This window comes from Lancefieldella sp. Marseille-Q7238, assembly GCF_949152215.1.
Taxonomy (GTDB): domain Bacteria; phylum Actinomycetota; class Coriobacteriia; order Coriobacteriales; family Atopobiaceae; genus Lancefieldella.
The window spans coordinates 1,514,329-1,526,734 of record NZ_OX424407.1 but is presented as its reverse complement, the minus strand read 5'-3'; the positions used below and the strand labels follow the sequence as shown (position 1 = coordinate 1,526,734).

The 12,406-nt window shown below is 53.0% G+C and carries 12 protein-coding genes; 5 read left to right on the top strand and 7 right to left on the bottom strand.

Annotation, left to right across the window (positions count from 1 at the left end; genetic code table 11):
• Window positions 1–4: 4 nt before the first annotated feature.
• The 4 genes from dcd to rfbC all read right to left on the bottom strand — a co-directional run bounded on the left by dcd (window position 5) and on the right by rfbC (window position 4,423).
• Window positions 5–562 carry a dCTP deaminase gene (gene dcd, locus QM016_RS06935; protein WP_282711366.1) on the bottom strand — a complete coding sequence of 186 codons (558 nt, stop codon included), beginning with the start codon at window positions 560–562 and terminating at the stop codon, window positions 5–7.
• A 236-nt stretch (window positions 563–798) separates the two neighbouring features.
• Window positions 799–1,035 (bottom strand): NifU family protein, encoded by a 237-nt coding sequence (locus QM016_RS06930; protein ID WP_016477231.1) that lies wholly within the window; start codon window positions 1,033–1,035, stop codon window positions 799–801.
• A 70-nt stretch (window positions 1,036–1,105) separates the two neighbouring features.
• A complete protein-coding gene (locus tag QM016_RS06925; RefSeq protein WP_282711363.1) occupies window positions 1,106–3,757 on the bottom strand; it encodes a U32 family peptidase in 2,652 nt (883 codons plus the stop codon).
• Window positions 3,758–3,823: 66 nt separating this feature from the next.
• Window positions 3,824–4,423 carry a dTDP-4-dehydrorhamnose 3,5-epimerase gene (rfbC, locus tag QM016_RS06920; protein ID WP_282711361.1) on the bottom strand — a complete coding sequence of 200 codons (600 nt, stop codon included), beginning with the start codon at window positions 4,421–4,423 and terminating at the stop codon, window positions 3,824–3,826.
• Between the two features lie 163 nt (window positions 4,424–4,586).
• Between rfbC and QM016_RS06915 the strand changes: the two genes are divergently transcribed.
• The gene (locus tag QM016_RS06915) at window positions 4,587–5,267 is read left to right on the top strand and encodes a glycosyltransferase family 2 protein (RefSeq protein ID WP_016477234.1); all 681 of its coding nucleotides are present in this window, start codon (window positions 4,587–4,589) and stop codon (window positions 5,265–5,267) included.
• 19 nt (window positions 5,268–5,286) lie between these two features.
• Entirely contained in the window at window positions 5,287–5,673 is a 387-nt protein-coding gene (locus QM016_RS06910; RefSeq protein ID WP_016477235.1) for a DUF2304 domain-containing protein, read from the top strand.
• 3 nt (window positions 5,674–5,676) lie between these two features.
• Here the strand turns inward: QM016_RS06910 and QM016_RS06905 are convergent, their stop codons facing one another.
• Together QM016_RS06905 and QM016_RS06900 are read right to left on the bottom strand one after the other, a co-directional pair.
• On the bottom strand, window positions 5,677–6,972 hold the full coding sequence (locus QM016_RS06905) for a lipopolysaccharide biosynthesis protein (RefSeq protein ID WP_282711358.1): 1,296 nt from the start codon (window positions 6,970–6,972) through the stop codon (window positions 5,677–5,679).
• A gap of 84 nt (window positions 6,973–7,056) precedes the next feature.
• A complete protein-coding gene (locus QM016_RS06900) occupies window positions 7,057–7,977 on the bottom strand; it encodes a LicD family protein (protein ID WP_282711356.1) in 921 nt (306 codons plus the stop codon).
• A 90-nt stretch (window positions 7,978–8,067) separates the two neighbouring features.
• On the opposite strand from QM016_RS06900, the gene QM016_RS06895 reads away from it, so the two are divergent.
• The 3 genes from QM016_RS06895 to QM016_RS06885 all read left to right on the top strand — a co-directional run bounded on the left by QM016_RS06895 (window position 8,068) and on the right by QM016_RS06885 (window position 11,440).
• On the top strand, window positions 8,068–8,859 hold the full coding sequence (locus QM016_RS06895) for a glycosyltransferase (RefSeq protein ID WP_282711354.1): 792 nt from the start codon (window positions 8,068–8,070) through the stop codon (window positions 8,857–8,859).
• A 148-nt stretch (window positions 8,860–9,007) separates the two neighbouring features.
• Window positions 9,008–10,093 (top strand): aminotransferase class V-fold PLP-dependent enzyme, encoded by a 1,086-nt coding sequence (locus QM016_RS06890; RefSeq protein ID WP_282711352.1) that lies wholly within the window; start codon window positions 9,008–9,010, stop codon window positions 10,091–10,093.
• Window positions 10,094–10,096: 3 nt separating this feature from the next.
• Entirely contained in the window at window positions 10,097–11,440 is a 1,344-nt protein-coding gene (locus QM016_RS06885) for a Gfo/Idh/MocA family oxidoreductase (protein ID WP_282711351.1), read from the top strand.
• Window positions 11,441–11,457: 17 nt separating this feature from the next.
• Here the strand turns inward: QM016_RS06885 and QM016_RS06880 are convergent, their stop codons facing one another.
• Entirely contained in the window at window positions 11,458–12,405 is a 948-nt protein-coding gene (locus QM016_RS06880) for a DMT family transporter (RefSeq protein ID WP_282711349.1), read from the bottom strand.
• Window position 12,406 lies beyond the last annotated feature (1 nt).

Here is a 12,406-nt window from a genome sequence, read left to right as displayed (position 1 = left end):
CCACCTAATCCTGAAGGATGTGCGAGGGGGTAGCTCCACGCTGTCCTTGATAATGGCTCCCAAGATTTTTGGAGCCGTAGGGTCGCTCAACAGGCGAACTCATGCGCTCAAAAGAAAGCTGACCCACACGCATGCCGGGATGCAAGATGATTGGAAGGTTTGCGACGTTGGAAAGCTCAAGGGTCAGCTCACCGTCCCAGCCGGGATCGACGTAGCCTGCTGTCGAGTGAATCATGAGCCCCAGGCGGCCCAGCGTCGATTTGCCTTCAAGTTTGCCCAGGATATCATCGGGAATAGCGATGCGCTCAAGCGTAGTGCCTAAGGCAAACTGGCCTGGATGCAGGACAAACACGTCGCCCTCAGGTACATCGATAGATTCCGTAAGGCCTTCCTGCGAGGTCAAAGGATCAATGAACGCGTGGGTGGAATTTCGAAAGATTCTAAAGTTTGAACCGAGACACACATCGACAGAAGCAGGCTGGATATTTTGTTCAAGCAGCGGCTCAATAATAATACGACCAGCTGAAAGTTCACTCTTAATATCATAGTCTGAGAGGACCAAAGCGTCCGCCTTTCATCAAAACCATCGTATGTAAACAGAGCGGCCAAAAGCGTGCGGCAAGACTCTCTGTACGCCATAAACCGTACCCTATGAAGTATACGGTAACACGCCCACCTAAAGGAGAAGGAGGGCGTGTTTAAAATTGCGCTGCCATCGCAGGAATTACAATATATTTCTACAATTCTTTCTACAATTCGCGTCATCTGAGACGCGCAACGTCCAATGCAACGCCGATTCTACATCATCGCAGGTCTGACATGGGTGACGCCGGGAACATGTTCGATGAGGATACGCTCAATGCCTTCGGACATGTCATAGGCAGACATGGGGCAACCGGCACAGGCTCCCGTCATCTCAAGCGTTACCGTTCCATCATCGTCCACATCAATCAGTTCAACATCTCCGCCATCCGCCTGCAGACTCTGACGAATAACGTCAAGCGTAGCTTCCAAAAGTTCCCTGTTGACTGCCATATCATTCTCTCCTTGCTAAAAAGCTGCCGTAAACGCTCCTATCATACCCAAAGAATGGCAAATGATACGATTAGCCGATAGACGAGAAGAGATGCCCCTCGCTGGCTCCTTCGAGGCGGTTCGGCAGAGGCTCGCCCTTGAGAGCGGCACGTACCGCCAGACACACGCGCTCTACCTCCGACGTTGTCTGCCTGAGATCAAGCAACGTCGCATCAACCATCAGACGAGAAACACCACTTGAAAGCAGCACTGCCACCTCAGGAACCGCGTCAAACGGCTTGGGACTCCAAATGCGCGAGCGTCCGTGAAGGTCCGTTATCACGGGCATGTAGTCATTGTCTATGCCGCAAAGGTAGTGGGGCTCAAGGCGCAGCTTGCACATATCGCAGTCATGTGCGCACTTCCCTGTTGACATCAACACACAATGCTCCGAGGTCATGGTACGCGTACGACCGCTGACCAGGTATCCAACAGGAACAGAAGCGTTTTTTGCAAGGTGAATAATTTCCGCAAGCGTCAGCTCAGAGTTAAGCCAAACGCCGCAAGCTCCCCTGCCAGCCAAGGCTGCAAGCGCATAGTCGTTGTGGATAGGAATACATTCGCGAATCTCAGGAGCCGCGCCCTGTGCATACGCCAACGCCAACTCGGAAATATTGCCGACAGCTACGGGTATCCCGCTGCGAATGAAGGAATCAAGGCGCTCGTGGTCCACCTCGCGGCAGACCTCGTCAAGCCACGGTATGATGCGCTGTTTCAGCTCCTGCGGCCACGCGTATTCCTCAAGTACGTCAGCGGTTGCATAGAGACGACTCGCGCCCGCGTCAAGCGCGGCATAAGCTTGGCGCGGAGAAACCACCAGAGCGCATACCTCCGCAGGAGCCACTCGCGGGCAATCAGAAGTGAGATCTTTCACAAGCGTTGTCTCAGTGCCGGCAGCATGACGTTCCTTTTCAGCAGCGCGGCACTCTTTTTCAGCAGCGCGGCGCGAAAGGGGCGCCGTGTGTTTCTCGCGGCTGCTATATGCGGCAAGAATTTCTTTTTCAAGCGCATCGCAGGCCTTCGCGCGCACTGTGTGAACAGCAGAAAAGCTCATACCGCAGCCCATGTCAAGTTCGATGTCAAAACAGACGGGGTCAAAAGGGGTCGCACCCATGCGGCCTACATGCTCCGTAAGTTCAGCGGCGCTGACCGCCTTGGTACGAGCTGCCTCAACGATAAAGCCTTCAGCGCAAGCGGAAAAGGTGCCGTCTGCGGTAGTGAGCTCAACAGCAAACGGCCGACCAACTTTTGCAAAAACGCGTACGGTAACGGCGCGTTTACGGGGATAGTCACATGAGGAGATTTGCTCCGCCTTTAAGCGCGCCGCCTCGGAGCGAATCACACGCACGATGGAGCCTGGCTGCATCACACGAGCGGCTCTGACCGTCAGGGTATCTCCAGGCGCGGCTTCACACGGCGCCAAGGCAGTCAGGAATTTAGTCGGGTCATCAAGGGGTCTGATTTCGAGCAGGTCTCCTTTGCCGATGGGCGCGTGCACCGTCACGTCAACGTCCGCCTGTTTGTAACGACGCAACTTGACGCGGCCACCGTTGAGCCCTCCCTTTTTCTCAACAGCATCTTCAAGCGTGCGGCCACCAACAACCTCGCCGACCGTCTCGCCACGGTTATTTGACCGCTCGTAGCTCATCATTTCATTGCCTGCGGTTCCGTGCAGATATGCGTCAGTCAGCCCGCGATTAAAGGAACGCTTAAGCAGGCGATGGCGGCAGGCCGCAGCAGTAGCGGAGTCTTTGCCGGTCACCAAGGTGTCAAGCGCTTCTCGATACGCAAAGACCACCGAATAGACGTATTCGGGAGCCTTCATGCGGCCTTCAATCTTGAGCGAACCTACGCCCGCTTGCGCTAACTCCGGCAGGTCGTCAATGGTGCAGTAATCCTTGGGACACAACAGGCGGTCAAACTCCGGGCGTGAAACAACCGTATGCGCAGCGTCCATCAGCACATACGGAAGACGACAGGGTTGTGCGCAAGCGCCGCGGTTGGCGGAGCGGTCCCCGCGCATGGAGCTCATATGGCAGATACCCGAGTAGCAAAAACAAAGTGCGCCGTGGCCAAAGCACTCCACTTCAACGCCTTCTTGGGCGATACGGGCAATTTCTTGCAGGGTCAATTCACGAGAAAGCGTCACGCGGCAGGCACCAATTTCACGACAGAATGCAACGCCACGCGCGTCATGAATGTTCGCCTGCGTGGAAACATGGCACTCCATCTCAGGCCAGGTTGCTCTTACCTGTGCCAGAAGACCCCAGTCTTGAATGATGAAGGCATCGGCGCCTAACAGCCACGCGCGGCGGACAAGCCTCAATACGCGCTGCATCTCGTCCCATTTGACTACCACATTGACCGTCACATACACGCGTGAGCCAGCAAGGTGTGCACGTCTGCACGCCGCCGCAAATGAAACATCGTCAAAGTTATCAGCGCTGCGCCGCGCATTGAAGCTACTACCAAGGCCGCAGTAGATAGCATCAGCGCCTGCCGCCAACGCCGCATTGAACGCGGCGGGACCTCCCGCCGGAGCGAGAAGCTCCATGGAGGCGGCTGCGGGCAGCGGATCTGCCGTTTGAAGCGCACTTGATGAAGCCTGCGTCCATGAGGCTTCATTCATACGGTTTTTCTCGCCGGGAACAAGCGCGCGCTCACGGCGGTTTCGTTCATTCATCTATATACCTTGCTCAAATGCTGCTATCGGCCAAATTGCTGAGTACTGTCGTGCAGACTCAGCCGCTTACCTTTGTATCGCGGAAAGTGGCGGATGCACCATATCCTTATCGGAAAGGATGACACGCGCGGGATCAAAGCTCTTCTCGCCGAGAAAAGCCGGCCAGACGATACCTATCTCGGGATCGTTCCACATAACGCCGCCTTCATCGCCTGGATGATAGGTGTCGTCACACTTGTAGCAAAACTCAGCTTCGTCTGAAAGCACCAAAAACCCGTGCGCGAAACCTCGCGGAATAAAGAATTGGCGACGGTTTTCCGCAGAAAGGGTAATTCCTTCCCACATACCCCAAGTAGGGCTACCTGCACGCAAATCAACAGCTACGTCAAAAACAGCGCCACGTATGACCCGAACAAGTTTCGCCTGGGGATGCGCAATTTGAAAATGAAGTCCCCGAAGCACACCCTGCACCGAAGAGGATTGATTATCCTGCACAAAATTCGCGTCAATACCGCCTGCGAGAAAGTCTTCACGGCGATAGGTCTCCATAAACTGCCCACGGCGGTCGCCGTACGCCTTCACGTCAACTACTACTACGCCCTCAATTGAAGTGGGGGTAAACGTGAAATTGCCCGATGTTACGGAACGTCCTGTCAATTCAGCCACAATACGGCTTCCCTTCCTGTATGACCTACTTGCTGTCTCACCGCTTGCTTGGTGACCCGACAGATAACTATACTCAAACAAGCAGACAACTCAAACAAACAGCCAATGAGTACGCTATTATTATTCCAGTAAAACTCTGACCGGACCGCACAGAAGGAACATCGTGAGGATTCTTGCAATCGTCCCCGCATACAACGAAGAAGCTTGTATCGCGGATACTGTTACCGAATTGACGCAGACATGCCCATTCATCGATTACGTCGTCATCAACGACGGATCAGCCGATAATACGCTGGCCATCTGCCGCCGAAACAACTTCAATTACATAAGCCTGCCAGTCAACGGCGGGCTTTCAGCGGCATTTCGTGCCGGCATGCGCTATGCCAAAGACCATGGGTACGACGCGGCCGTGCAGTTTGACTCTGACGGCCAGCATATGCCGCAATTCATCCCCGTCATGGCAGAAGCGCTCGAGCGCGACCATGCAGATATTGTGATCGCATCCCGCTTTGTGACTAAGCAGCGCGGATCAAGCGCTAGAGAGATTGGCTCCAAGCTTATCAGCTGGCTTATCAAACGCAGTACCGGGCAGAGTATCACCGATCCAACATCCGGCATGCGCATGTACAACGCCTCAATGATTGATATCTACGCTCGTTCGTTTGATTTCTCTCCGGAGCCAGATACTATTTCGCTGTTAATGCGCAAGGGCGCGCGAGTCAGCGAAATTCAGACCGAGATGCGCGAACGTCAGGGCGGCAAGAGTTATCTCAACTTTTACAGCTCCATCGTCTATATGGCGCGCACGTGTCTTTCACTTCTTCTGTTCCAGTGGTTTAGATAACCTGAGATAAGGTGGTCTCATGTCCATAATGCTCCGCATTTCTTTGCTTCTTGGCGCCCTCTTTGCGCTCGGCATCGTTATCCACAGCGTTCGCAAATCGCGAATTCGCATTTCGGATTCGGTATTCTGGGTTACATCGGCGACCCTTCTTCTGCTGTTCGCCCTTATCCCGCAGATTCCTTTTTTCTTTTCTCAACTTTTTGGGTTTGTCTCAACCAGTAACTTTGTTTTGGTCGTTGTTATCGCCCTGATGCTCATCAAACTGTTTCACCAGTCCTGCAGCATCTCACAACTGACTCATAAGGTCGAATCACTTTCCGCCACAATCGCCCTTCACGACAAAGAGCTGCGTGACGAGAAGAACCTCGATCACATTACCGATTCCAACCACTCCGTACGGACGTAGGGTTTAACGCTCTGCCGCCTCATCGGATCCGCTGCCGGCAGCGTTGTTGATAGAGCCGGATTCGACATTGACTCCACGCAATCCCAGCGCACAAAAAACGCCGAATACTATGGCAAGCACCAAAAGCGATGCGTCATACAGAAGGCAGGCGCCCATGATGCCCCACGTTGTAATGAAGTAACTTGAGGCCACAAAAGCAAAACCGGCACCGCATGCGTAACTCACCAAAACACCGACCTGTTTTCTCATCGTAACCACGGCATAATAGAGGATTACCGTAAGCGCGTTAAGCCACCCTCCTACCAAAAGCACCATAAGCTCCACTTGATACGGAGAAAAATCAAGTCCGTACAGCGCGCTTAAAACCGGTACCCCCAACGGCCATGCAAGAGCCATCGTAAGTACTGTAGCCAGCGTCACTACGCCGAAACCCTTAAGGATAAGGGACAAAAACGCACCTGTATTTCGTGAGGTCCAGCGCTCGGCCATGTCGGTCAAAAGCGGCTTAAAGACGAAATTACTTAAAAGATTGATGACCATCGCCGGCATAGAGAGCACCGCATAAAACGTCTGATATTCTTTGCTCATAAAACTTGCCATCGCATACTTGGGTGCTCCCACTACATATGTCAGCAAGAATGATCCGGCAAAAAGCGGTGTCGTAGTCAGTAGTAATTTTCCAATAAAGCGCAGATCAAAAGATGGTTTGAGCGACTCCACCGCCTTTGCAGGTGCATAAATCAACACAACCATCACAACTGCGGATGCCGCAAAAGAAACAAGGCAAGCTACCAGCAAGTTCTTAGTAAGCACAACGCCAACGGCAAACGCAATAACCGTCGTCAATACCCGGAAGAAAAACGCACGGCCCGCAATGTCAAGCCGTCCGTGCTGCTGAAACATGCCGTGAAATACGTCTTCGATAACATCAAACAGGCGCAGCGAAGCAATCAGGGTAAAAAGCAATCCCTCGTACGTCAATCCCTGCGTAGCAGCGGAATACACAACTACGCCAACCATCATGCATACCGTTGTAATACAGCGTGCTCCCAGATAAACGCCAAACGGAAACTTTTCTTCCGTATCGGTCGCCTGATACGTGCGAATTTCAAAATGACCGACCACCATAAGCTGCTGCGCAATTGCATACGCCAGCGAGAAAATACCTCCTGCAGCAGCACCCATCGTTTGCGTCACCGCCATCAGCATGAGGACCGTTGACGCAGCGTTCATCAGAGAGCCAAGTGTGTTCCAAAAATAGTTTTTCCGCATTTGCGCCGGAGACGTTTCGATGTTCATGAGCCCTTCTCGCCGTACTTCACTTCACGTTCTACGTTTCCCGTATGTCACTCGTCTCAAACTACGAGTGGCGGGACGTGCGGTCTACATGGTGCCGAAGGCCTTAAAGGCATCCCGGCTTCCCTTGGTAACATCGATGTCTTTCCACTTGCCAAAATCAAGTCTGCCAGGATGATGGTTCTTACGATCACCCTCCGGAGGGAGCTGCATGTAATCACCGTATCCCAACCGCAAAAGCTTGTCGTATTCTTTGGGAAGAACCGTAGTGATGTCTTCAAACGGAACACGAACGGTCGGAAATACATCGCTTTTGCTCATGGTCCAATTTTCGGGATCAGGCTCAACGAAACTGGCGTAAACGTCGGTTTTTTCATGCTCACCAAGACGAGCCGCCCTGTCCCAATGGCTCAAAATGAACTTTGACGGAACATGCAGAATTCGTAAAGCCCAGTGAATCAAAAAACACCCCACGAGAGCCACTTTGCGTTTCCAGCCTCCCAAAGGTATATGCGGCCTGGGTGTTGCGCGCAGGAAATTCAGACGTCCCCAAAACCAGGTATGCCGCCGCGCGCGGGCATATATTTTTGGATCTTGGGGGACCTTGTCGAACGGGAAGATGCCAATGGAGATAGCATAGGTAAACGGACAGCCCATGAACTCGTCAGGTACGCAGACCGTATCTCTCAAAGACAGGTTAGAATTCACCGCAGGAAAGAAGTCGTCGGTACGGCCGTTTTGAATGATGAAATCCGGTCGGATACGCGACGGACCCTCTGAGAGAAACGTCTCATAGTCCTCGCGAAACATCGAAATGTCCACATCGTCATCCCAGGGAATGAAACCCTTATGCCGAATGGCACCAATCTCGGTACCGCCGTACGCTTGATAGGAAATACCCAGCTCACCACAGACACGATCAAGCTCGTCCATCAGCATGGTGGAAAGAATCTGGACCCGGCGCAATTCCTTTGGGTCATCATAGCTTCTATACGTTTCAAATCCCACAAAGACTCCAGCCGACAAGTTTCGGTCAATGTTTCTATAATACAGGTAATAAAACGCTCCACAACAAACGCCTCACGACGGGATGATATCATGTACACATCAGCCGATCACACCTTTGCTATATGCGCCTACGGGGAAAGCCCGTATTTGGAAGAGCTCATCCACTCGCTTAAGGAGCAGACGCTCTCTACTACGCTACTCCTCGCAACCTCCACTCCCAATGATTTGATTCGCGGCCTTTGCGAGAAGTACGACATCAGAATGTATGTCAATGACGGACCCGGAGGCATCGCCGGAGATTGGAACTTTGCCGTCAGCTGCTGCGACACTCCTTTAGTAACTATCGCTCACCAGGACGATATATACAAGCCCGCCTATGCCGAAGAAATGCTTACGCGCATAAACTCTTCAATTTTACCTCTCATATACTTCACCAATTACAGCGAGCTCAGAGACGGGCGTGAAGTGAACGACAACAGACTGTTGAATGTCAAGCGCCGTCTGCTCTATTCCCTTGGCAAGCTTGAAAACGCAGGCAAACGATGGGCAAAGCGACGCGCGCTTGAGCTGGGGTGTGCCATCTGCTGCCCTTCTGTCACCCTCTGCCTCCCCAATCTTGAGCTTCCTGTTTTTGAAGCCGGATTCGGCTCAAACCTCGATTGGCAGGCATGGGAGAAAATCAGCCGCAAGGAGGGGGATTTCCTTTACAACACAAATATTTTGATGCTCCATCGGATTCATGAAGATTCCGAAACCAGCCATCTCATACGCGATAACCGCCGCGAGGCAGAAGACCTTGCAATGCTTAAAAAGTTCTGGCCGGCTCCTATAGCGGAACTTATCAACCTTGCCTACAAAAGAGGTCAAAAAAGCAATGGGTGAGAAAGGCTGTCTTGCGGTCAAGGCCTCTCTGCACCTCTTGAGGCCGCTCCTGCATTTCTTGTATAAGCTCTTGCCCTTCACGAGCGGCGCAGTCGCCTTCCATGCCTTGTATACTTAAAACGTTCTGACCAAAAATCATTGGAGAGCCATGCTTAACTTTGCCGTTGGACCCGTACCATCCGCTGATGAGATTCGCGCGCTGGGCGCACAAGATGTTCCTTATTTCAGAACCCCGGAGTTTTCCGCCGTCATGCTCGAAAACGAGCGGCTCCTCTGCAAGATGGCACATGCTCCAAAAGACTCTCGCGCCGTATTTGTCACGGGCTCCGGCACTTCTGCCATGGAAGCCGTAGTCACAGGTACATTAACCCGCGATGATAAAGCGCTCGTGGTTGACGGTGGCAGTTTCGGACATCGCTTCCGCCAGATGCTTGAACTCCACGAGATTCCTCATACCGCTCTTGAACTTGCCTACGGTACTCCCCTTACCGAAGCCGACTTATCTCCTTTTGACGGCAAAGGCTACACCGCATTTCTTGTCAATTTGGGTGAGACCTCTCAAGGCATCCTGTACGACGCGGACCTTATCGCCCGTTTTTGCGAGAAGAACAATCTTTTTCTCATTGTTGACGGCATTAGTTCGTTTTTAGCTGACCCCTTTGATATGGAAGCCTTAGGAGCAGGCGTACTGATTACAGGCGCGCAAAAGGCTCTTGCCTGCCCTCCGGGCATAGCTCCAATTGTGCTTGCTCCTCATGCTGTCGAGCGCATCACAAACATTAAAGCGCCGTGCATGTACTTGGACCTTAATGCTCTGCTCGAAAACGGCCAGCGGGGACAGACTCCCTTTACCCCTGCCGTCAGCACCCTCATTCAGATCAACAAGCGTCTTCAGATGATTGAAGAAACCGGAGGCGCCGACGCGGAAGTTGCACGCACGGCCACCGTCGCGCGAGACTTCCGTGAGCGCGCAGCGGATCTGCCTTTTGACATGCGCCTTGTTTCTCCCTCGAATGCCGTAACGTTTTTGCATACGCGCACCTATTCCGCAAAGCACATCTTCCAGACCCTGAAAGACGATTACGGTATGTGGGTCTGTCCAAATGGCGGAGCCAACGCCGACACCTCGTTCCGTGTGGGTCATATCGGATGTCACCCGCTCAGCGACAACGCTCTTCTGGTAGCAGCTCTCTTTGATCTCAAGCGTCGAGGTCTTCTGACTCCAAGGAAGTAATCTATGACAAAGGTAATTACATACGGTACTTTTGACCTACTTCATTACGGTCATATCAACCTTCTCAAACGGGCAAAAGAGCTTGGGGACTACCTTATCGTCGGCGTAACGGCCGAGGCCTACGATATGGCCCGCGGAAAGATTAACGTTACGCAATCGCTTTCCGAACGCATCGAAAACGTACGTGAGACCGGTCTTGCCGACGAAATTATTGTCGAAGAGTACGAAGGTCAAAAGATTGACGATATCAAACGCTATGGTATTGACATTTTTGCCATCGGCTCCGATTGGAAAGACAAGTTTGATTACCTTTCCGACTACTGCAAGGTGGTATATCTCGATCGCACCAAAGGTATCTCAAGCACAAGCCTGCGTGCAGAGGACAACCGTCTCAAAGTCGGCCTCATCGGTGACGCTCCCTGGCTGGACAAGTACCGCCGGCAAGCCCGGTTTGTCAACGGCATGGAGATTGTAGGGGTCGCAACTTCCCACAAAGAGTCGCTCGCTAAAGGACTCGCCACACTCCCCTTGGTCACAAGTAACATCGACGAACTTCTCGCCGCCGTAGATGCGGTAATCATCTCTTCCGACCCGCTGTTGCACCACGCGCAGGTGGAGCATGCGCTCAAGGCGGGCAAGCATGTGTTGTGCGAGTCTCCGTTTGCTCTCACGACCCATGAAGGCGAGGCGCTGGCGTCATACGCAAGCGAACACAACCTTGTGCTCCAAGACGCCATCAAGACCGCCTATTCCACGGCGTATCACCGACTCTGTCTGCTGGTCAAGGGTGGGAAAATTGGTAAGGTCGTCTCCGTCGACGCGACTTGCACCACACTCCGTTACAGCAAAGACGACAACGCGGTTTCGGGCGCCAACTGGGGCGGCATGGGCGAATGGGGTCCCATCGCGCTGCTTCCCATTTTCCAGCTTTTGGGCACCGGCTATACATCCAGGCAGATAGTCGCCCGCGGCGAGAAGGGCTATGTGCACGAAGGGGAATTCACCAAGATTGATTTGGTGTACCCGAATGCGGTTGCCTCCATGAAGGTAGCTACCGGCGTTAAATCTGAAGGCGAACTGATCGTCTCCGGCACCGATGCCTACGTGTATGTCCCCGCGCCCTGGTGGAAGACTGACTACTTTGAAATCCGCTACGAGAACCCTGCCGACAATAAGCGCTACTTTTATCAGCTTGAAGGCGAAGGATTTCGCTACGAACTCATCACCTTTGTGCAAGCGGTATCCACGGGTCGGGAAAATTCTTACATCACGCGAGACATTTCATCCGCACTCTGTCAGATTATGGGCGACTACTACAACAACCCTGACACCCTCAGAATCGACTAAGTTTTCTCCTAAGATTCTCACTTGATTTTGAGTTCGCGCCAGTCGGGCGTCGCTGAGAGCACCGTACCTATAATGATGACGATACAACACACTGCGGCTAGCGGCGTCGGTATCGCCTCAGGCATGATGGCCGGCAGCAGCACGCCCGCAAGAGCCGCAAAAATAACAGCCCATGCAGAATACGAAATGTTCAGCGCCATGCCGCGAGAGGCTCCAATAGCGTCAATCGCTTTGTAGTAGAAGAGATACGATACGGTACCGGCTAAAGCAGCGAGAAGAACAACGACATTTGCCGGCGACACCGCCGTCTGAACGGCAAAGCCAAACGAACCCGTCAGGGGAACCACAACAATGCCATAGGCAAGAGCTGAAGTGGTCTCGCGAATCTGAAGCGCAGTTTCATTGTCAACGGCGGCATCTTGCATACCCCAGGCTAAAATGACCGCCTCAGAACCCCATCCAAAAACGCAGGCGCAAACGCCGATGATGCCAACGACTACGTTGCCGTTCCCGGTAACAGCATCGGCTGAAGTAAGCCCCATAAGCATGACGCCCACAAGCGCCGCGAGAAGTGCCAGCACTTGTTTGAGATTCATGCGTTCCTTCAGCAAAAGCCAGGCCAGAACCGAACCAACCGCAGGATAAAAAGCGGAAATAGCTGCTGTATAACCCGGTCCGATATTGTTGATGGCCGCAAGATAGCCACTCATACCGATAGGGCCACCAAGCAGCGCGCCAAGCATAACCACTTTTCCACTGCGCGTTTTCAGAGCGGAAACGGTATCTTTCAGACGTCCCCGAGCGCCCATGAATACCAAGAGGATCAATGCTGCAAAAACATCATGCGCACACGCGCTGACAATCGATGCCTGAGACGCGTCAAGATACGGCGCCATGCCAAGAGCCACACCTAAAATTACCGTATCGACCGCCCAAAGGATGCCGCTCGCCAATCCGTATTGCATA